The 19,598-nt window shown below is 64.7% G+C and carries 18 protein-coding genes; 8 read left to right on the forward strand and 10 right to left on the reverse strand.

What is annotated here, in order from left to right:
• Nucleotides 1–437: 437 nt before the first annotated feature.
• The 4 genes from AC3WJR_RS05085 (at nt 438) to AC3WJR_RS05100 (ending at nt 3,906) form a co-directional block, all read left to right on the forward strand.
• Nucleotides 438–1,439, forward strand: a complete 1,002-nt coding sequence (locus AC3WJR_RS05085) for a sterol desaturase family protein (protein ID WP_492722838.1) — start codon at nt 438–440, stop codon at nt 1,437–1,439.
• 130 nt (nt 1,440–1,569) lie between these two features.
• Complete coding sequence (locus AC3WJR_RS05090; RefSeq protein ID WP_492722840.1) at nt 1,570–2,238, forward strand: hypothetical protein; 669 nt, start codon at nt 1,570–1,572, stop codon at nt 2,236–2,238.
• Nucleotides 2,239–2,305: 67 nt separating this feature from the next.
• On the forward strand, nt 2,306–3,151 hold the full coding sequence (locus AC3WJR_RS05095; RefSeq protein ID WP_492722842.1) for an oxygenase MpaB family protein: 846 nt from the start codon (nt 2,306–2,308) through the stop codon (nt 3,149–3,151).
• On the forward strand, nt 3,151–3,906 hold the full coding sequence (locus AC3WJR_RS05100) for an NUDIX hydrolase (RefSeq protein ID WP_492722844.1): 756 nt from the start codon (nt 3,151–3,153) through the stop codon (nt 3,904–3,906). Before AC3WJR_RS05095 ends, AC3WJR_RS05100 begins: the two co-directional genes overlap by 1 nt.
• 6 nt (nt 3,907–3,912) lie before the next feature.
• On the opposite strand, the gene AC3WJR_RS05105 is transcribed toward AC3WJR_RS05100, so the two are convergent.
• The 4 genes from AC3WJR_RS05105 to AC3WJR_RS05120 all read right to left on the reverse strand — a co-directional run bounded on the left by AC3WJR_RS05105 (nt 3,913) and on the right by AC3WJR_RS05120 (nt 6,650).
• Nucleotides 3,913–4,452, reverse strand: coding sequence for a hypothetical protein (locus AC3WJR_RS05105; RefSeq protein WP_492722847.1), 540 nt, complete (start codon nt 4,450–4,452; stop codon nt 3,913–3,915).
• A gap of 228 nt (nt 4,453–4,680) precedes the next feature.
• Complete coding sequence (locus AC3WJR_RS05110; protein ID WP_354280521.1) at nt 4,681–4,980, reverse strand: hypothetical protein; 300 nt, start codon at nt 4,978–4,980, stop codon at nt 4,681–4,683.
• A gap of 56 nt (nt 4,981–5,036) precedes the next feature.
• The gene (locus AC3WJR_RS05115) at nt 5,037–5,816 is read right to left on the reverse strand and encodes a transglutaminase-like domain-containing protein (protein ID WP_492722851.1); all 780 of its coding nucleotides are present in this window, start codon (nt 5,814–5,816) and stop codon (nt 5,037–5,039) included.
• Between the two features lie 99 nt (nt 5,817–5,915).
• Nucleotides 5,916–6,650: a Bax inhibitor-1/YccA family protein gene (locus AC3WJR_RS05120; RefSeq protein ID WP_492722854.1), complete on the reverse strand. Its 735-nt coding sequence runs from the start codon at nt 6,648–6,650 to the stop codon at nt 5,916–5,918.
• Between the two features lie 281 nt (nt 6,651–6,931).
• On the opposite strand from AC3WJR_RS05120, the gene AC3WJR_RS05125 reads away from it, so the two are divergent.
• Nucleotides 6,932–8,503: a spinster family MFS transporter gene (locus AC3WJR_RS05125; protein ID WP_492722856.1), complete on the forward strand. Its 1,572-nt coding sequence runs from the start codon at nt 6,932–6,934 to the stop codon at nt 8,501–8,503.
• Nucleotides 8,504–8,536: 33 nt separating this feature from the next.
• On the opposite strand, the gene AC3WJR_RS05130 is transcribed toward AC3WJR_RS05125, so the two are convergent.
• From AC3WJR_RS05130 to AC3WJR_RS05140, 3 genes are all read right to left on the reverse strand, one after another.
• Complete coding sequence (locus AC3WJR_RS05130) at nt 8,537–9,073, reverse strand: superoxide dismutase family protein (RefSeq protein WP_492722858.1); 537 nt, start codon at nt 9,071–9,073, stop codon at nt 8,537–8,539.
• A 140-nt stretch (nt 9,074–9,213) separates the two neighbouring features.
• Nucleotides 9,214–10,224: a ferritin-like domain-containing protein gene (locus AC3WJR_RS05135; protein ID WP_354280530.1), complete on the reverse strand. Its 1,011-nt coding sequence runs from the start codon at nt 10,222–10,224 to the stop codon at nt 9,214–9,216.
• 40 nt (nt 10,225–10,264) lie between these two features.
• Nucleotides 10,265–11,248, reverse strand: a complete 984-nt coding sequence (locus AC3WJR_RS05140; RefSeq protein WP_492722861.1) for a ferritin-like domain-containing protein — start codon at nt 11,246–11,248, stop codon at nt 10,265–10,267.
• Nucleotides 11,249–11,657: 409 nt separating this feature from the next.
• Between AC3WJR_RS05140 and acnA the strand changes: the two genes are divergently transcribed.
• The 3 genes from acnA (at nt 11,658) to AC3WJR_RS05155 (ending at nt 18,065) form a co-directional block, all read left to right on the forward strand.
• Entirely contained in the window at nt 11,658–14,330 is a 2,673-nt protein-coding gene (gene acnA, locus AC3WJR_RS05145) for an aconitate hydratase AcnA (protein ID WP_492722863.1), read from the forward strand.
• 465 nt (nt 14,331–14,795) lie between these two features.
• Complete coding sequence (locus AC3WJR_RS05150) at nt 14,796–16,184, forward strand: helix-turn-helix domain-containing protein (protein WP_492722865.1); 1,389 nt, start codon at nt 14,796–14,798, stop codon at nt 16,182–16,184.
• 285 nt (nt 16,185–16,469) lie between these two features.
• Nucleotides 16,470–18,065, forward strand: a complete 1,596-nt coding sequence (locus AC3WJR_RS05155) for an isocitrate lyase (protein ID WP_492722867.1) — start codon at nt 16,470–16,472, stop codon at nt 18,063–18,065.
• Nucleotides 18,066–18,105: 40 nt separating this feature from the next.
• On the opposite strand, the gene AC3WJR_RS05160 is transcribed toward AC3WJR_RS05155, so the two are convergent.
• From AC3WJR_RS05160 to AC3WJR_RS05170, 3 genes are read right to left on the reverse strand one after another with little or no spacing between them, the layout of a single operon-like run.
• Nucleotides 18,106–19,056, reverse strand: a complete 951-nt coding sequence (locus tag AC3WJR_RS05160; RefSeq protein WP_492722869.1) for an aldo/keto reductase — start codon at nt 19,054–19,056, stop codon at nt 18,106–18,108.
• Entirely contained in the window at nt 19,053–19,265 is a 213-nt protein-coding gene (locus AC3WJR_RS05165; protein ID WP_354280541.1) for a hypothetical protein, read from the reverse strand. The genes AC3WJR_RS05160 and AC3WJR_RS05165 overlap by 4 nt, the downstream gene beginning before the upstream one ends.
• Complete coding sequence (locus AC3WJR_RS05170; RefSeq protein WP_492722871.1) at nt 19,262–19,597, reverse strand: hypothetical protein; 336 nt, start codon at nt 19,595–19,597, stop codon at nt 19,262–19,264. The genes AC3WJR_RS05165 and AC3WJR_RS05170 overlap by 4 nt, the downstream gene beginning before the upstream one ends.
• Nucleotide 19,598 lies beyond the last annotated feature (1 nt).

Here is a 19,598-nt window from a genome sequence, read left to right on the forward strand (position 1 = left end):
GGCTGTCCCCCCCGGGATATGTGCCGGTGTTTGCGGCTCCATGCCGCATGTGGGTCTTGGCGCAGCGTCTCGGTCTTGTTCATTCAGGCTATGGGGCGGGCAGACTGTAACAAATGGGTTGTTTGACGTAGGGCTGCCAGCGGTCCTGACGATCGAACGCTGGTCAGCTTGCGCGTTCGCTGCGGTCATACCCCGCAGGGTCAGGCTTCGTGTCGCGGCTTAGTGGCTGCATTCGTTGAATAGTGCTGGGGATGATGCGGGTCCGTGGCGAAAGTGCCGCGCGGCGTCGACGATCGTTCAGCGCCGTCAGCTGGGAAATCGAGCGTGTCGAGACGCTTGCCTACGTTAAACGACGTAACGGCAGAATCGCGCATCTCTCATACAAAGCAACAGACACGCAAGAAACGGCTCCAAAAGCTTCATCGAGAGATCTGCCAATGACTGGAACGGTCGCGGTCGAAAGACCCTCCTATATGGTGAGCGCCCCTATCACAGAGGGACTCGACAACCTTGGCCGGGTTGAGGGTGGACCTTTCAAACAGGCGTTCTTCACCCATTTTCAGCCGGTGTTCCTGATCGCGGTGATCGGCTTCTATTATTATGCCCCATCGGCGTGGATCAAACCGTCGGTGACCTTGTGGATCGGCCTGATCGTCAAGTTCATGATGCTGGGCATGGAATGGATCAGCCCCCGCTACAAAAGCTGGGAGCACACGTGGAAGGAGCTCGTCTGCGACACCTTCTACGTCGCGATGGGGATGATGATCGTCCGGGTAGTGTTCGGCCCGATCAACAGCGACGCGATCATCGGCTGGTTCCAGGACAATTTCGACATTGCCAAGTTCGCCTGGTTCATCGGCGCGCCGCTGTTGATCCAAGCGTTCTTGATCTCCTTCATCGGCGATTATTTCCAATATTGGATGCACCGCGGGATGCACAACTGGTATCCGCTGTGGGTTGCGCACGCACCGCACCACTACCTCACCCAGCTCAACGTCCAGAAAGGCAGCGTGGGAAACCCGGTCGAGATCTTCCTGATCGGCCTCGGCGTCGGCGGTCTGTTCGATTTCCTCCCGCGCGCCGCGCTGCTGGCGGGGGCCTTCGGCCTGGCGGTCAGCAGCTATCAGCACTGCAACATCCGTTTCAACACGCCCAAATGGTGGTTCAAGATCTTCAACACGACCGAACATCACAGCCTGCATCACGCGCAGGATTACGAAAGCACGCGCAGCAATTATTCGGGCACGTGGATCTTCATCGATCGCATCCACGGCACTTGCAAGGATGGTGAGGCGGAGCTGCTGGGTCAGGAAGGCGGGCGTCGCATGTCGGTCTGGGAAACGCTGCACTACACGTTCACCGAGCCCTACAAGCTGCTCCGGTCGAAATTCGCCCGCCGCCGCAGCCAGCCGCCGATGGTCGCAGTCCCGGCGGAATGATCAGGGACGTACCGGTCGCGACCGGTACGCCCGCGTTGCGGATTGGTTGGCAGGGGGCGGGGGCTCCGCGGAGTTCCAGGACGTATCGTGAAGTCCCCATTGCATGACGCGTTACTCAGGGGAACATCGTGTGACGTTTCGTTTCATCGACTGGATCTGGCGGATCAGGGGAACGGTCCCGATCGATCCGCCGCAATCCGCAGAGACCGTCTTCGGCAAGCTCGACAGCCTGTTTCAGGAAAAGAACACCACCTACGACGTTGGTGAAGAGACGCTGACGTTCACCAAGAAGGACCAGCTTCCGCAGGACAGGATGTCGGTCTTCGATTCCGGTACGTTGCATGTCGCGGACGGGGTGCTGCGGTACGATATGATCAGCCGCGCGTTGCTGGCGTGCTTCCTTGCGCCGCTGCTGTTCTTTGCGGTCGGCCATGCCGGTGTCGCGCTCGACAAGTGGCGCAACCCGCCCGAAGTGGTCAAGGCAAAGGCCGAAGCCGCAAAGAAGCGATCGCGGATCAAGCCCGAGACCGTGCCGATGAGCGCGGTAGACAAGTTCCTCGGCGCCCCCAAGCCCGAGAAGAAAAAGGGCGACGAGGAGCCCGGCAAGAAAAACCGGAAGCCCACGATGACGACTGCCTATGTCTTCATGGGCATCTTCTTCGCCTTGTGGGTCGCTGGCCGCATCTTCGAGCACGTCCGGATCCATCGGCGGTTCCGCACGATGTTGGCGGAGGAGAGCACCGCCGGCACCGTCGCGAACCCGGAGGACGTTCGGCGTGGCGTGTTTGCGCCGGAATAAGGCTACCCTAATCTCCCGCGGTGCTGGAGCCTAGCACCGCGCGCTTCGTTGCGGCATCATGAACCCGATGTCTCCCGCCGATCGTCTTGCTCGTCCGCTCAAAGGTCTGATCGTCGGGCAGGTGCGGGCCTTGTTCAACGACAAGACACGTGGGGAACGACCCGTCCAGCGGCGGCAGGACGCACTGTTCCCGCCGGACTCGGTGGCATGGCGGGTGCACGGCGACGTGACGTCGATGCTGGTCGGCGGCGTGGCGGCGCTGATGCTTCAGATGCTGCATCCGGCTGTGCTTGCAGGTGTCTGGGATCATTCAGGTTTTCGCGACGACATGCAGGGGCGGCTGCGGCGCACCGCGCGCTTCATCGCCGTCACGACCTATGGTGCGCCGGACGATGCCCGCGCGCTGCTGGCAAAGGTCCGGAAGATCCACGATCACATCGGCGGAACGCTCCCCGACGGCACGCCCTATCGTGCGAGCGAACCCGATCTCCTCGCCTGGGTGCATGTCAGCGAAGTGCTGAGCTTTCTCGACGGTTGGATCCGCTACGGCGAACCCGGCATGAGCCGCGCGGACCAGGACCGCTATGTCGCCGAGATGGCGCGGATCGCGGAGCCGCTGGGTGTCGATCCGATCCCGACGACCCGCGCCGAGGCGGAAGCGATCCAGCGCGCGATGCGGCCGAGCCTGCGGGTGGATGCGCGGACGCGTGACGTGGCGGGGGTGTTGCTCAACCAACCCTCGCCGTCGTTTGCCGCGCGCCCGTTTCAGACGATGACGATGCAGGCCGCGATCGACCTGCTGCCCGGCTGGGCGCGGACGATGCATGGCCTGGAACAGCCCGGCGTCGGGTTACCTCTGTTGCGTGCGGGCACCTTCGGGGTCGCGAGCACGCTGCGCTGGGCGTTCCGGTGATGGCGGAGCGTTCCACGGTGCCGATCCCCGCGGCAACCCTCGTCCTGTTCCGCGAGCGCGCCGGAAAGCCTGAATTACTGTTCGTCGAACGCTCCAAGGCGATGGCGTTTGCGGGCGGTGCATTGGTGTTTCCCGGCGGGCGCGTCGATCCGGGCGATCACGCGCTGGCGACACGGTACGACGGCGATCCGGAGGACGTCGCGGGCCGGATCGCTGCGATCCGCGAGACGCTCGAGGAAGTCGGCGTACCGGTCGGGCTAGGCGCGATGACGGCGGACAGTATCGCGGAAGTGCGTCGGGCGCTGAGTGCCGGGGAACCGCTGGGTACCGTGCTTGCTGCCCACGACCTCGATCTGTCGATCGCGGACCTGGTCCCGTTCGCGCGCTGGTGCCCATCCCATGTCCCGGCGCGGATCTTCGATACGCATTTCTATCTCGCCGAAGTTTCACCGCATGCGCCCGACCCGATCGTAGACGATACCGAGAACGTTCGCGTCTTCTGGGCGACCGCGCAGGCCGTGCTCGACATGGCCGATGCGGGGAGAGCCACGCTGATCTTCCCGACGCGCCGCAATCTGGAACGGCTCGCGCAATTCGACAGCTTCGACGCGGCGAAGGCCGACGCCGCCAACCATCCGATCCGCACGATCACCCCGTGGACCGAGCAGCGCGACGGCGTGCCGCACCTGTGTATCCCGACCGACCTCGGCTATCCTATAACCGAGGAACCCATGACGGACGTGGTCCGCGGCTGACGCGGATCAGTGCGGCAGCGCGGCGGCTTCGACCTTCTCGACCCATTTCGGGAAAAACCCCGGCTGCCGGTTGGACCAGCCCGAAGCCGTCGCCGCCGCTTCGCTGATCGACTGGAGCAACGTGCGGCGCAGCTCAGGGTGAAGATGCGGTAAAGCCGCAGCCGAGCAGAAGGCGGCGGGCAACCACGGTCGCACTTCGGCGCCGATCAGCCGCTCATAGAGAAAGCGATAAGCCGCGAAGGTCGTCAGCCGCCCCTGGCCGAGATCGAACGCCGAAAGCGTGAGCAAAGGCCCCAACACCGGCTCGACGGATTCGAGACCGCCCCCATCGGGCATCGTCATGCGAATGTCGGGGAGGCGGCTATACAACCGGGCCTGCGCGCGAATGCTCGCGGCTTCGATCACGTCGCGTGACCACCGCAGCATCGCATCGTCGCGGTCGAGGCCGATGTCGAGCGAGCGGCGGATATAGCGCTGGGTCGATGCCGCGAACCCGGCGAATTCCTTCATCTCGGCCAGCGTCATCGTGCCGTTGGCAGCTTTCATCCGAGAACCCATCGCGCCACTCCACTACGGTCTTGCAGTCCGGTAATCATGCGCTCCTGGAATTACTCCGTGGTTAACGCCGATCACCGCCGCGACACGAAGCGACCATAATTCGTGTTGCAACGCAACATCCGATGCGACCGAGCGCAGAAAATGCGTTGAAACGATCCCGCACGAAAAAGCCCCGCGCAACCGGGGTTGCGCGGGGCTGGGCGGTGCTGACGGCGATCAGTGCTTTTCGGCGGACCGCTTCGCTTCGTCGTCTTCGTTATAGCCCGAAGACCGCGGCGGCTCGCTGTTATCGCCCGGGCGGCTCGTCGAGGGCGGGTCGGACGCGTCCATCGACTCGTCCAGCGCATTGTCACGCGCGGCATCGGGGCTCGACGGATTGCGCTCCAGACGGTGCGCGATCGACGCGTCCTGGCCGGCGTCCTGCTTGCCGCTGGTCGGCTCTTCGTCGGGATCGCCGGGGGCAACCGAAAGGCTGTCGAGCGCCTTGTCGTCGATCAGCTTGGGGTCGTCGGTCATTATGTCACTCCTGATCGTTAGCATAGGAGAACGACCCGACCCGCTCGCCTGTTCCCTCATTCCAGACGCGTTACCAAAACCCGCTGCGCAACGAAGGCTGCGCGTCCGAACACCGTCATGAACGCAATGTCGGTCGCATCGCGTCCCACGGCGACCCGTACGAGATCCGCACAGCACGCCATCCTGGTCGCATCGACCAGATGCCAGCCGCCGCCGACCCAGAGTTCCGCAACCGCGTGGAAGTCGGGCGGATCGACGCCCGGGGCGTAAGCGGACACGCACCGTGCCGGAATGCCGCCCGCGCGCGCGAGCGCCACCAGCAAATGCGCATAGTCCCGGCACACGCCGTGCCGTTCCGCGAAGGTCATCATCGCGGTGGTCGTGCCGTTCGACGCGCCGCCTTCATACCGCAGGTGTCCGGCAACCCAGTCGACCAGCGCAGCGGCAAGCGGCCCGCCGCGCAATCCCCCAAAATGTTGATCGACGAACCCTTCCAGGCGATCGGACTCGCAATATCGGCTGGGCAACAGATACGGGATCGTCTCGGGCGGCATCATGCGCACCGGCGTGTCGGGCAGGATCGAGAAATCGATGGCAGGCCGGTCGATCCGCACGATCGCGCGATAGTCCGCGCGGAAGGCCCCTTCGCCGCGCGCCCAGCAACGCTGTCCGATCCCGTCTTCGCCACGCACCGCGCGCAGCGGCTCGGGCGAATAGACGCGGAGGTCCTGCATTTCGAGATGTTGATCGGGCTGTTTTGCCGCCTCGATCAGCAGTAGAACGTCCGCCGCCCCGTCGATGGTATAGTCGAGCATGGCCTCGATCGCGATGCGCATGATGGTCCTTTGAAGGGATGGGAGAGCGGTCAAACCAAAAAGGGCCCGATGGCTTTCACCATCGGACCCTTCCCGGAAAAGTCCAGATCTGGTCTGCGCTTAGTTGCGGTTGCCGAACAGGCGTAGGATGAACAGGAACATGTTGATGAAGTCGAGGTACAGGCTCAGCGCCGACATGATCGTCACGCGCTGTTCCATGTCGGTGCCCGCGACCTGTGCGTACAGCGCCTTGGTGCGCTGCGTGTCATAGGCCGTCAGGCCTGCGAACAGCAGGACGCCGACGAAGCTGATGACGAGGGTGATCGCGCTCGACTGGAAGAACAGGTTGAGCAGGCTCGCCACGATCAGGCCGACAAGGCCCATCGTCAGGAACGTACCGAACGCCGACAGGTCACGCTTGGTGGTGTAGCCGTAGAGGCTCAGGCCACCGAACGCCGCTGCCGTCGCGAAGAACGACTGTGCGATCGCGGTTGGGCTGTAGACCAGGAAGATCGTCGAGAGCGACAGGCCCATCGCGACCGCGAAGCCCCAGAACATCATCTGCAGCGTGGAATCCGACATCCGTGCCTGGCCGAAGCTCATGCCGAACACGAAACCGAGCGGGGCGAGGGTAATCACCCACTTGAGGATGCCGGGGCCGCCGAACACGGTCGCCGCTGCGCCACTGGCCACGAAGCCCAGAGCGACGATGCCGGTCAACAGCACCGCGGAGGCCATGTAGTTGTAGACGGACAGCATGTACCGCCGCAGACCGGCGTCATACGCTTCCGAGCGGGTGGTCCCGGCCGTCTGGAACGCGGAGGCGTTCGGACGGGGATCAGACCAGTTTGCCATTACGAAAAGCTCCTTGCAGCCGGCCGTGTGCCGGTTGCCTGGAATATCGGCGCACGGCAGGCGTATTTCAAGCGAATCCGGGCCGCTTCCTGCACCAGCAACATAGCGTAACATGCGTATGCTGGCCGCGGGGCCAGGAACAGCCGCGCCGACACGGCGTCCGGCGTGGCCGAACGGCCCGTACGACCGTGGATGCAGGCCACTGCTAAATCGCTTTCGTAATCAGGGTATGCTCTGCTACGCTCCGGCCAAGAACAGAAAAGTCCGAGAGGAGCCAGCATATGCACACCGGTCCGGCGATCACCGACACGTCCGAATCCGCGCGTGTGTCGCGCTATGCGTGGCTTGTGCTCGGGATCCTGTTTCTGGTGTACGTGCTCAATTTCGTCGACCGGCAGATCATCTCGATCCTTGCCGAAGACATCAAGCGCGACCTCAATTTGAAGGATGAGGATCTCGGTTTCCTGTACGGAACCGCGTTCGGCGTGTTCTACTCGCTGTTTGGCATCCCACTCGGCCGGCTTGCCGATACATGGCATCGCGTTCGGTTGATGACGCTCGGGCTAGGCTTGTGGTCGGCGATGACTGCGGCTTCCGGGCTGGCGCAAAGTGGCGGCGCGCTCGCCGGTGCGCGGATCGGCGTGGGGGTGGGGGAGGCGACCGCGAGTCCCTCGGCCTATTCGCTGATCTCGGATTACTTCCCCAAACGTCTTCGCGCGACCGCGCTCGCGATCTATTCGTCGGGGCTGTACGTCGGTGGCGGATTGTCGCTCGGCGTTGGCGGGCTGATCGTCCAGCGGTGGAATCAGGCCTATCCCGATGGCGGGCCATTCGGGCTGCACGGCTGGCAGGCGGCGTTCATGATCGTCGGCATCCCCGGGCTGTTGCTGGCGGCGGTGGTCGCGACGCTGCGCGAGCCGATCCGCGGCGCGGTCGAAGGGCTTCCGCGGCCCGAACGTCATCCCGCGCCGTTCAGCGCGTTCCTGTCAGAACTGCTCACCATCCTGCCGCCGCTGACGTTGATCGGTGCGGCGCGCGGGGGGATTCAGGCATTTCTCGTCAATATCCTCGCGCTCGGGATCGTCGTCGCCGCAGTCCTCGGCTTGCACGCGGTCGGTGAGCCGTGGCCGCAGTGGATCGCGATCGGGGTGGGCGTCTATGCGGTGTTTTCGTGGGCCGCGGCCCTCAAGCGCCGCGATCCGCCGACCTATCGGCTGATTGTCGGCAATCCTGCATTCCTGTGCATCGTCGTGGCCTACGGTCTTAACGCATTCATGGCCTACGCCATCAGCTTCTGGGCGGCACCGTTCGTGTTGCGGACGCTGGGTGCTACGCCGGCGATGGCGGGGCTGCTGGTCGGATCGACCGGCGCGCTGGCGGGTTTTCTCGGCGTGATGCTCGGGGGTCTGGTCGCGGATCGCCTGCGCCGCCGCAATCCGGCCGGGCGCGTGATCGTCGTGCTGTTCGGCGCGATCGCGCCGATCCCGTTCGTGATCGGGGCGTTCACCGCGACGACGACCGCCGTGTTCTTCCCGTGCTTCTTCATCTCCAGCATCTTCGCGAGCACCGCCTTGGGCGCTGCGGGGGCGACGATGCAGGATCTCGTCCTGCCGCGGATGCGTGGCACCGCGACGGGAACCTTCTTCATCGGAACGACGCTGCTCGGCCTTGCGATGGGGCCATATCTTGCGGGACGCATCTCGACTCTGTCGGGGAGCCTGTCGGTCGGCGTGCTGTCGCTGCTGTTTGCGGCACCGATCACGATCGCAGCGGGAATCGCAGCGTACCGGCTCGTCCCGCGCGCCGAGGCGCAGCGCGAAGTCTGGGCGCGGGCGGCGGGGGAGGATATCTGATCCGTCCCTGACCTGCCGCCCGCGCGCTTCGGCTCAGCTGGTGGCGAACACGCCGCAGGCAACCCGTCCGCCGCTATTGCCCGACGGATCGGTCATCAGGTCGTCCGGATTGGCATGAACCACGAAGGCTGATCCGTCGGTATCGAGCAGCCCCGCCATCGTAGCACCCGGCAGGACCATGCCGATCGTGCCACGTCCGTTGGCCCCGACGATCAGATTGGGCAGATCGCCGGTGTGCGGACCCTGCGGGTTCATCGCGCCATGCTTGGTCGAGGTGGGGTTCCAGTGTCCGCCGGCCGTTGCGAAGTCGGGTGCGTCGCACTTGCCGACCGTGTGGACATGGACGCCGTGCGTTCCTGCGGGCATCCCGGTCACGTCGACCGTGACACGCAGGCCGCCGCCAACCTCGGTAGCAGTTGCACGACCGACGTCCGCGCCGTCCGCGGTGCGCAACATCGCCACCGAACGCGCGCCGTTCGCCATCGGTGCGCCGGTCTTGGGACCAGACTTGTCACATGCCGACAGGCTGAGCGCCGCCAGGGTTGCCGCCGCGAGGATTGGTACGCGCATGGGAAGTCTCCTGATTGTTTCGGTATCGTGTTGCCCATTAACGCGTCGCGCCACAAGCGGACCCGGACGGGGCACAAAAAAAGGGGTCGCGCGAGTGTGATCGCGCGACCCCCATAATGTAACCGTCACGCGTTGGCGTGTCAGTTGGCGTTACTGGTCTTGATGAACCCGTTGACGCCATTGGGGAAGAACCCGCCGCCGACCGTGGCGGACTTGGTCAGGTAGACGATGTTGAGCACGTTCGCCGCAGTACGACTGTAGGCAATGCCCGACGCGTCCGTGGGGACGATGTTCGAGATCGATGAATCTGCGCCCGCGATTCCCTGGTCATCGTCGGTCGAGCCGTCCAGGCTGTCACGCGCGTCGCTGATCATCCGGACCTGATCGAAGATCGAACCCGAGGCAGTACCCGCGTCGAAGCCCTTGCCGTACAGGATCGTACGGATCAAACCCGCGTGATACGCCTCTGCCGCAAGGATGCCTGCTGCAGCATCGAGATAAGTCTTGCTGGTGAGCAACGGTGCCGCGCCCTTATAGGCGCTGACGCCGACGTCCTCGAAGATGAACGCGCCGAGCAGGAAGGCGTTGTCGCTGGCATAGGGATCGAACGTCCCTGTCGCCGAGACGACACCGGCTGCACGTGCGGCTGCGGTAAAGGCACCCGTTGCGCTTCCGTCGATGTTGATCGCGGGCATTGCGACCGCAGCCGACCCGAGCGCGGTGCGCAGGAAGGCGACGTGGGCGATCTCGTCCGCCGCGATTTCACGCGCATATTGCGCCACGATCGGATCGGTGAAGGTCACCTGACGACCACCGGTAACCGCACCCTGCGTTCCGACACCCGTCAACTGCGACGCGGGGAGGCCGGTCCCGTACACCGCGAACGAGTAGAATTGCGCTTCGAGATATTCGAGGTTGAGCGCGAAGTTGAGGATGTCCGCATCGGTTGCAGCCGTTGCGGTTGGCGTGGGGGTAGGGGTGGGTGTCGGCGTCGGGTTGAAGCCCTTCTGCCCGTCATCGCATGCGGCCAGCAGCGAAAGCCCGCCCGCTGCGACGGTCGCCTGACCGGCGACACGGAGGAAGTTGCGGCGCTCGTCGCGGCGACGGTCGCTCGCCTCCAGCACCTGCGTGAGAATATTCGTAGAGTCCATTGCTACTCTCCCTTGGAGAAGGCGTGATGTTGAAAGCGGCTCAATTGGCGCCGCTGAACCGCAGATCGGCGTTCGGGTTGTTCGTCCCGTTGGGGAAGAAGCCGCCTGCCATCACGCGCGCGTTGGTGAGGTACGCAATGTTGTGAACCTGCGCGACGGTGCGCGAGAACGCGATCCCGTTCGCATCGAGCGGTACGATGTTCGATACCAGCGCACCGCTGACCGTGGTCGGCGAGATACCCTGGTCCAGATCGGTCGTGCCATCGAGGCTGTCGCGTGCATTCGAAATCGCATCGGCCGACGTCCGCAATGCCGGCGTTTCGACGCCCTTGCGGTACAGCACGGTCCGGACGAGCGCGGCATGATAGGCCTCGACCGCAAGAATGCCCGCTGCGGCTTCCAGATACGTCTTGTTGGTCAGCAGCGTCGCGCCGCCCTTATAGGCAGTGACGCCGACGTCCTCGAAGATGTACGCGCCGAGCAGGAAGTTGTTGTCGTTCGCATAGACGTCGAACGCCTCGCCCGCGCCGATCAGACCGGCCGCGCGTGCGGCGTTGCTGAAGGCGGAGGTCGCGGTCACGTCGATGTCGATCGCCGGCTGCGAAATCGCAGCGGTGCCGAGCTGGGTGCGCAGGAAGGTAACGTGCGCAAGCTCGTCGCCCGCGATTTCCTTGGCGTAGGCGGCAACGATCGGATCAGTGAAGTTCACCTTGCGACCGCCCGTCACGGCGCCCTGCGTGCCGACGCCGGTCAGCAGGTTCGCGGCAAGGCCGGTACCGTTGGCGGCATAGCTGTAGAATTGCGCCTCGAGATATTCGAGGTTGAGCGCAAAGTTGAGCACGTCGGCATCGCTCGGTGCGGTCTGCGCCTCGGCGCGGCCCGCGAGGCCGATGGCGGCACCGCCTGCGATGCCGGCCACCGCGGCTGCACCGAATGCGGATTTGAAGAAGGCGCGACGATCGTTGCGTCGTTCTACGCGCCGATCGAGGGCTTCGATCAACTGCTGGTTTACATCTTCGGTCATTGAACTCGACCTCCCTGTGGATGGTACTTCGCTAACCCGTACATCGGGAAACGGTTCCAACCCCTTGAGAATAAAGGGAAAAACCGAAATCCAAGGCACGCGCAGACGGTGCCCGGAACCGCATGAACCGAACCCTCTCCCGTCGTGGCGCAGGTACGATCTGTATTTCGCAAGGGACGCACGTCCGATGAAAAATTACGTCGTGTTTCTTCGCGGTAATAGAATGTATCGCTCGGGGTCTGGTTGCACGCGAACAGCAGGCGAACGCAGACGCGCCCTTTCCCCCGCGCAGCCCCCTTGCTAAGGGCACCCCGACTCTTGCATTCGCACAGTCGGTCGCGCCCGCGCGGAGCCCAAACGGTTTCGCCTCCCCGCCGCGGCCCGACGCATAGGGAAGGACCCGCTGCACATGACCGCCATTGGCCAGGACACACTCGGCACGCGCACCACGCTCGACGTTGGTGGCACCGCTTACGACTATTACAGCCTCGCCGCCGCCGCCGAGAAACTGGGCGATATCAGCCGCCTGCCGTTCTCGATGAAGGTACTGCTCGAGAACCTGCTCCGCTTCGAGGATGGCGTCACCGTCACCACCGAGGATCTCCAGGCGATCATCGACTGGCAGCAGGAGCGCAAGTCGGACCGCGAAGTCCAGTATCGCCCCGCGCGCGTGCTGATGCAGGATTTCACCGGCGTCCCGTGCGTCGTCGATCTCGCGGCGATGCGTGACGCGATCACCAAGCTCGGCGGCGACCCGGTCAAGATCAACCCGCTCGTCCCCGTCCACCTCGTCATCGATCACTCGGTCATGGTCGACGAATTCGGCACGCCCAAGGCGTTCGAGGATAACGTCGAGCTCGAATATCAGCGCAACAACGAGCGCTACGAGTTCCTCAAGTGGGGCTCGAAGGCGCTCGACAACTTCAAGGTCGTGCCCCCCGGCACCGGCATCTGCCACCAGGTCAATCTCGAGAACATCGCGCAGGCGGTGTGGTCCTCGACAGCACCCGACGGCAAGACGATCGCCTATCCCGACACCTGCGTCGGTACCGACAGCCACACCACGATGGTCAACGGCCTCGGCGTGCTCGGCTGGGGCGTTGGCGGGATCGAGGCGGAAGCCGCGATGCTCGGCCAGCCGGTCTCGATGCTGATCCCCGAAGTCGTCGGCTTCAAGCTCACCGGCGAACTCGCCGAGGGCATCACCGCGACCGATCTCGTCCTCACCGTCACGCAGATGCTGCGCGCCAAGGGCGTCGTCGGCCGCTTCGTCGAGTTCTACGGCCCGGGCCTCGATGCGCTCAGCCTCGCTGACCGCGCGACGATCGCCAACATGGCACCCGAATATGGCGCGACTTGCGGCTTCTTCCCGGTCGACGACGCAACGCTCGACTACATGCGCCTCACTGGTCGCAGCGAAGAGCAGATCGCGCTCACCGAGGCATATGCCAAGGCACAGGGCATGTGGCGTCTGGCGGATGCGCCCGACCCCGTCTTCACCGACACGCTCGGCCTCGACATGGCGAACGTCGTTCCGTCGCTCGCCGGTCCCAAGCGCCCGCAGGACAAGGTCATCCTCACCGAGGTCGACGACACGTTCAACGCGGATCTCGCCAAGGTCTATGGCCATTCGAACGCCATTCGCGTCCCCGTCGAAGGCCGTGACCATGACATCGGCGACGGCGACGTGGTGATCGCGGCGATCACCAGCTGCACCAACACCTCCAACCCGTCGGTGTTGGTCGCCGCAGGGCTGGTCGCGCGCAAGGCGAACGCGCTGGGCCTCAAGCCCAAGCCGTGGGTCAAGACGTCGCTTGCCCCTGGTTCGCAGGTCGTCACCGACTATCTTGACAAGGCCGGTCTCACGACCGACCTGAACGCGGTCGGCTTCAACCTTGTCGGCTATGGCTGCACCACCTGCATCGGCAATTCGGGCCCGCTCGCGCCTGCGATTTCGGCAGCGATCAACGGCAACGACATCGTCGCGGCCTCGGTCCTGTCGGGCAACCGCAACTTCGAAGGCCGCGTCTCGGCCGACGTGCGCGCGAACTTCCTGGCCTCGCCGCCGCTCGTCGTCGCCTACGCGCTCAAGGGCACGGTGACCGAGGACTTCACCACCACGCCGATCGGCCAGTCGACCGCGGGCGAGGACGTGTATCTCAAGGACATCTGGCCCACGAATGCCGAAGTCCGCGAAGTGATGGACGCCAACATCGACCGCGGCATGTTCCAGTCGCGCTACGCCAGCGTCTTCACGGGCGACGCCAAGTGGCAGGCGATCGATATCGACGGGTCGGACACCTATGCGTGGCCGGCAAGCTCGACCTACATCGCCAACCCGCCGTATTTCGAGGGCATGTCGATGACCCCGGCACCGGTGCAGGACATCATCGAGGCACGCCCGCTCGCGATCCTCGGCGATTCGATCACGACCGACCACATCTCGCCCGCCGGCTCGATCAAGGCGGACAGCCCGGCGGGTGCTTGGCTGATGGAGCGCCAGGTCGCGCGTGCGGACTTCAACAGCTATGGCGCGCGTCGCGGCAACGACAATGTCATGGTCCGCGGCACCTTCGCCAACATCCGCATCAAGAACGAGATGGTCCCGGGTGTCGAGGGCGGCATGTCGTCCTATAAGGGCGAGACGATGCCGATCTATGATGCGGCGATGCGCTTCAAGGAAGACGGCGTTCCGTTGATCGTCATCGCGGGCAAGGAATATGGCACCGGCTCGTCGCGCGACTGGGCGGCGAAGGGCACCAATTTGCTTGGCGTCCGCGTCGTCATTACCGAGAGCTTCGAGCGGATCCATCGCTCGAACCTCGTCGGCATGGGCGTGCTCCCGCTGCAGTTCGCCGAGGGCGTCGATCGCAAGACGCTGAACCTCGACGGGTTGGAAAGCTTCACGATCATGAAGGTCTCCGAAATCCGCCCGCGCCAGAACGTCGAAGTGACGATGACCCGCGCCGACGGCACGGTCGAGACGTTCATGACGCGCTGCCGGATCGATACCGTCAACGAGCTGGAATATTTCCTCAACGGCGGCATCCTGCAATACGTGCTGCGCAAGCTCGCCGCGTAAGCGGGGCGGGCGGGCTTCGGCCCGCCGGTTTTGTGAGGTGCAAGAAGGGGCGGGGAAACCTGCCCCTTTTTCTATGCGTGGCAGAGTTGGCCGTTGTCCACGCTGGTATCCACGCTGGCGCTTCCCCGGTGAAAGCCGGGGCCAGTAGCGGGCGGTAGATGGCGGCGGCAGCGCTCGGTTACAGCGACCTTCACCACTGGGCCCCGGCCTGCGCCGGGGAAGCGCTTTCGTGGCGAGGGAGCAGCGTCCCCGGTGAGGCACAACCCATTGCCCCAGAACGGGAAATGCCCGCCACACTTGCGTGTGGCGGGCATCCTTTCCTCCCCAGGAAACTTTCTTGACCCGTCCCTAGGCGGCGAATCTCACGCGCGTAACGGGGCATCGCATCGCAGTGCGGTCGGCTTGTAACGTTCCGTCGTCAAGCGTACGTACATTTGTAAAGTATTGACGGAATGGAGTCAGGAAGTGGCCGATCGCAAGCTGTTCGCCGGACACGCAGTGCGTCGCTTGCGGCGCGGGGCGGGACTGACCCAGGCCGCGATGGCCGAAGTCCTGACGATTTCGCCCAGCTATCTCAACCTCGTGGAGAAGAACCAGCGTCCGCTGTCGGCGTCGCTGCTGGTCAAGCTGGCCGAGACCTTCGACTTCGATCCGCGCGCACTGGCGGCAGGCGAACCCGGCGGCGGCGAGGCGGCGCTCAGGCGCAGGCTCGCCGACCCGATGTTCGCCGACCTCGAGATTGATCGCAACGAGATCGAGGAGTGGCTCGCCGGCGCACCCGGCGGCGCGGAAGCCTTTGCGCGCGCCTTCGACCGGATCCGCGCGGGCGGGACGCCCGACGATCCCGCCGCGGTCGATCCGATCAGCGAGGTCCGCCGCGAGATCGAGCGCTGGCGCGGCCATTTCCCGGACCTCGATGCGGCGGCCGAGGCGCTCGCGGACGAATTGCGGATGGGCGCGGGGGATCTCTACGGCGCGATCTCGGAACGGTTGCGGGTCAAGCACCAACTGACGATCCGTGTCCTGCCGGTCGACGTGATGCCCGAGCTGCTGCGCCGCACCGATCTGCACGCCCGGCAAGTGCAATTGTCGGAGGTGCTCGACCCCGCCAGCCGCACGTTTGCCGTGGCGGTCCAGCTCGCGCAGATCGAGGCGCGCGACGAGATCGAGGCGCTGGCCAAGGGCGCAGGTTTTGCCGACCGCGCCGCCGAGCGGCTCTACCGCCGCCACCTCGCCAATTATTATGCCGCTGCGCTGATGATGCCCTACGCCCGGTTTCTCCGCGCATGCGAGGCGACGGGTTATGACATCGAACTGTTGCAACGCCGCTTCGGCGCGGGGTTCGAGCAGGTCGCGCATCGTATGACCGCGCTGCAACGCGTCGGCGCGCGTGGGCTGCCGTTCTTTCTAGTGCGGATCGACCGGGCGGGGCAGGCGTCGAAGCGTTTCTCGGGCGCGAGCGCGTCGCCGCTCGCCGAGGCGGAGGCACGCTGCCCGCTATGGCGGCTCCACGCCGCGTTCGAGCGTCCGGGAACGCTCGCGGTGCAACTGGTGGCGCTGGAGGACGGTTCGCGCTGGTTCACGATCGCGCGCACCGTCACCCCGCAAGGGCGGCGGTATGGGACGGTACCCGCGGAGTTCGTCGTCGGGGTCGGCGTTGCCGCCGGGCACGCAGGCGCGCTCGCCGCGGCGCGCGGAGTCGACCTCACAGGGGAGGCGACACCGATCGGGCTGGGATGCCGCGCGTGCGGGCGCGGGCAATGCCCGCAACGGTCGCTGCCGCCGTCGGGTCGCGCGCTGATCGTCAATGAACGGGAGCGCGGGATCAGCGGCTTCTCGTTCGGTGGCGACTAGGCCGTGTGCAGCCTGGGCCAAGGGAGCTTTGCCGTATCTGGCGAGGCGTCCATAGCGTAAGGTGGGCAGGGCCGGGCATCGGTTCCGCGGAGGGAGGGGGCAACAAGATGCCATTCTGCCCGCCCCTTCCTTTGCGATCGGGCACGTTTGCCTGTCAAAATAGTCACAATGTTACAAATGTTCGGCGGAAGATTTGACGCCGTGACGCTGTGCGTCGCGGGTTTTGCGTCCGAGTTCGTGTAAAGAACGCTATTCCGTGGAAATCGCTACACAGTGAGGTCCTCGATGACGTACCAGTCCAGCATCGCTCAAACCAACGCGCTGATCCGCAGCCACAATGGCACCTGGGACGGCATCTCGGCCGAATCGGTCGCGCGGATGCGGCTTCAGAACCGGTTCAAGACCGGGCTGGACATCGCGCGCTATACGGCGGCGATCATGCGCAAGGACATGGCGGCGTATGATGCCGATCCGGCGAACTATACGCAGTCGCTCGGGTGCTGGCACGGGTTCATCGGGCAGCAGAAGATGATCAGCATCAAGAAGCACTTCGGCTCGACCGAGCGGCGCTATCTGTACCTGTCGGGCTGGATGATCGCGGCGCTCCGCAGCGAGTTCGGCCCCTTGCCCGACCAGTCGATGCACGAGAAGACCAGCGTCCCCGCGCTGATCGCGGAACTCTACACCTTCTTGCGCCAGGCCGACGCCCGCGAGCTCGGCATGATGTTCCGTGACATCGATGCGGCCCGCGCTTCGGGCCATGCGATCGAGGAGCAGCGCCTGCTCAACGCGGTCGAGAATTACCAGACGCATGTCGTTCCGATCATTGCCGATATCGACGCCGGCTTCGGCAATGCCGAGGCAACCTATCTGCTTGCGAAGAAGATGATCGAGGCGGGGGCGTGCGCGCTTCAGATCGAGAACCAGGTCAGTGACGAGAAACAGTGCGGCCATCAGGACGGCAAGGTCACCGTCCCGCACGAGGACTTCCTCGCGAAGGTCCGCGCATGCCGTTACGCCTTCCTCGAGCTGGGTGTCGACGACGGCATCATCGTCACGCGCACCGATTCGCTGGGGGCTGGCCTCACCAAACAGATCGCGGTGTCGAAGGAGCCGGGCGACCTCGGCGACCAGTATAACGGTTTCCTTGATTGCGAGGAGATCGACCCCGCAACCGCGCGCAACGGCGACGTCATCCTCAACCGCGACGGCAAGCTGCTGCGCCCCAAGCGGCTGCCCTCCAACCTCTTCCAGTTCCGTGCCGGGTCGGGCGAGGATCGCTGCGTGCTCGATTGCATCACCTCGCTCCAGCACGGTTCGGACCTGTTGTGGATCGAGACCGAGAAGCCGCACATCGAACAGATCGCCGGCATGGTCGATCGTATCCGCGCGGTCATCCCCAACGCCAAGCTGGTCTACAACAACTCGCCCTCGTTCAACTGGACGCTCAACTTCCGCCAGCAAGTCTATGACGCCTGGGCTGCGGAAGGCCGCGACCTGTCGGCGTACGACCGGGCGAAGCTGATGTCGGTCGACTATGACGGCACCGAACTGGCGGACGAGGCGGACGAGCGGATCCGGACCTTCCAGCGCGATGCAGCGGCGCGCGCGGGGATCTTCCATCACCTCATCACGCTGCCAACCTATCACACCGCGGCGCTCTCGACCGACAATCTCGCCCGCGAGTATTTCGGCGAGGCGGGGATGCTCGGCTATGTGAAGGGCGTCCAGCGCAAGGAAATCCGCGAGGGGATCGCCTGCGTCAAGCACCAGAACATGTCGGGCAGCGACATCGGCGACGATCACAAGGAGTATTTCGCAGGCGAGGCCGCGCTCAAGGCCGGCGGCGCGCACAATACGATGAACCAGTTCGCCGCGTGACGCAAACCTCCTTCCCCGGCGAAGGCCGGGGAAGGGAAGTTCAGGCGCCCGCGACCGTCAGCCGGTCCAGTTGCTCGGTGGTCAGCGTCAGGCTCATCGCGCCCAGCAGGTCCTCGACCTGCTCCACCGAAGTAGCGCTCGCGATGGGCGCGGTAACGGCTGGCTGCTCCTTGAGCCACGCCAGTGCGATCTGGGCGAGGCTCGCACCCGTTTCCTCGGCGATCGAGTCCATCGCGGCAAGCACGGCGGGGCCATTGCCATCGAGGAATTCCTGCATCCGCCCGCCGCGGACGCTCTTGCTGAAATCGTCTGCATTCCGGTATTTTCCGGTCAGGAAACCGGACGCAAGGCCATAATATGGCACCACGCCGATGTTGTTTTCGACACAAAACGACTGCAATTCGCCCTCGAATTTGTGGCGGCTGACCAGATTATATTCCGGCTGCAGCACATGATACCGCGGCAAATCCATCTCCCGCGCAACGTCGTTCGCCGATTTCAGCCGCCTGGCATGGAAGTTCGACGCCCCTAACGCCCTGATCTTGCCCGCATCCACAAGCTTTCCGAACGCCGCCAGCACCTCCTCCTGCGGCACCGCCTCATCGTCCTGATGCGCAAAATACAGGTCGATCGTCTCCACCCCAAGCCGCCGAAGCGAAGCATCGCAAGCCGCCGCGATCCGCGCTGGCGCCAGCTTTTCGCCACCGTCGCCGGGTAACATGCCGACTTTGCTGGCAATCTGGACCTGGTCGCGCTTGCCACTGTGCTTGAGCCACGCGCCGATCACGCTTTCCGATTCCCCACCGCTGTGCCCCGGTACCCAGGCGGAATAGGCGTCGGCGGTGTCGATCATCGTGCCGCCGCCCGCGACGAAGGCGTCGAGCACCGCGAAACTGGTGGTCTGGTCCGCGGTCCAGCCGAAGACGTTGCCGCCCAGGACGAGCGGCGCAATACGGAGGTCGGTGGCGCCGAGGCGACGGTGTTCGATCATTGCGGCTTGGCTCCAGGCTCTTCTTCGGTGCCGCCCTCATCGTCGGGGACGATCTCGGCAGCGTTCATGTCGGCACTATTCTCGTCCAGCGATACGGCAGCGGCATTGGACGCAAGATCCTCACTTGCTGCCGTATTGCCACCGCTGGGCGTGCCGCTCGAGCACGCCGCGAGCAGCGCCGCCACCAGCAGGACGCCCCAGCGGATCAATTGTCGATCTCGTTGCCGATGTCACGGGCGGCTTCGCCGGCGCGATCGGCCGCGCGATCTGCCTTGTCGCCGATACGCTGGGCCGCACGGTCGGCGTCTTCGTTCAACCGGCCTGCCTTAGCGTCCACCGTATCCCCGAAATTGTCCATGCGGGATTCTGCCGCGCCAAGCGCTGCGTCCGTGTCGTCCCGCGCCTTGCGCGCGGTCTCGTTGACGTCGCCGGCGATCGAGTTTGCTGCGGTGCTGGCGTCGTTTTGCGCCTTTTCGCTGCAGGCTGACATGCCCGTCGCGGCGATCGCGAGGATCGGCAGGAGGAGGATCGATTTGGTCATA

The sequence above is a fragment of the Sphingomonas sp. FW306-05-A genome, assembly GCF_058782275.1.

Excerpts from the sequence above, each read along its gene's own strand:
- AC3WJR_RS05110 (WP_354280521.1), bottom strand. The coding sequence starts at position 4,980 with ATGACCGACGACCCCAAGCTGATCGACGACAAGGCGCTCGACAGCCTT.
- AC3WJR_RS05160 (WP_492722869.1), bottom strand. The coding sequence starts at position 19,056 with ATGATCGAACACCGTCGCCTCGGCGCCACCGACCTCCGTATTGCGCCG.
- AC3WJR_RS05135 (WP_354280530.1), bottom strand. The coding sequence starts at position 10,224 with ATGGACTCTACGAATATTCTCACGCAGGTGCTGGAGGCGAGCGACCGT.
- AC3WJR_RS05140 (WP_492722861.1), bottom strand. The coding sequence starts at position 11,248 with ATGACCGAAGATGTAAACCAGCAGTTGATCGAAGCCCTCGATCGGCGC.
- AC3WJR_RS05085 (WP_492722838.1), top strand. The coding sequence starts at position 438 with ATGACTGGAACGGTCGCGGTCGAAAGACCCTCCTATATGGTGAGCGCC.
- acnA (WP_492722863.1), top strand. The coding sequence starts at position 11,658 with ATGACCGCCATTGGCCAGGACACACTCGGCACGCGCACCACGCTCGAC.
- AC3WJR_RS05100 (WP_492722844.1), top strand. The coding sequence starts at position 3,151 with ATGGCGGAGCGTTCCACGGTGCCGATCCCCGCGGCAACCCTCGTCCTG.
- AC3WJR_RS05130 (WP_492722858.1), bottom strand. The coding sequence starts at position 9,073 with ATGCGCGTACCAATCCTCGCGGCGGCAACCCTGGCGGCGCTCAGCCTG.
- AC3WJR_RS05115 (WP_492722851.1), bottom strand. The coding sequence starts at position 5,816 with ATGCGCATCGCGATCGAGGCCATGCTCGACTATACCATCGACGGGGCG.
- AC3WJR_RS05155 (WP_492722867.1), top strand. The coding sequence starts at position 16,470 with ATGACGTACCAGTCCAGCATCGCTCAAACCAACGCGCTGATCCGCAGC.
- AC3WJR_RS05125 (WP_492722856.1), top strand. The coding sequence starts at position 6,932 with ATGCACACCGGTCCGGCGATCACCGACACGTCCGAATCCGCGCGTGTG.
- AC3WJR_RS05105 (WP_492722847.1), bottom strand. The coding sequence starts at position 4,452 with ATGAAAGCTGCCAACGGCACGATGACGCTGGCCGAGATGAAGGAATTC.
- AC3WJR_RS05120 (WP_492722854.1), bottom strand. The coding sequence starts at position 6,650 with ATGGCAAACTGGTCTGATCCCCGTCCGAACGCCTCCGCGTTCCAGACG.
- AC3WJR_RS05170 (WP_492722871.1), bottom strand. The coding sequence starts at position 19,597 with ATGACCAAATCGATCCTCCTCCTGCCGATCCTCGCGATCGCCGCGACG.
- AC3WJR_RS05095 (WP_492722842.1), top strand. The coding sequence starts at position 2,306 with ATGTCTCCCGCCGATCGTCTTGCTCGTCCGCTCAAAGGTCTGATCGTC.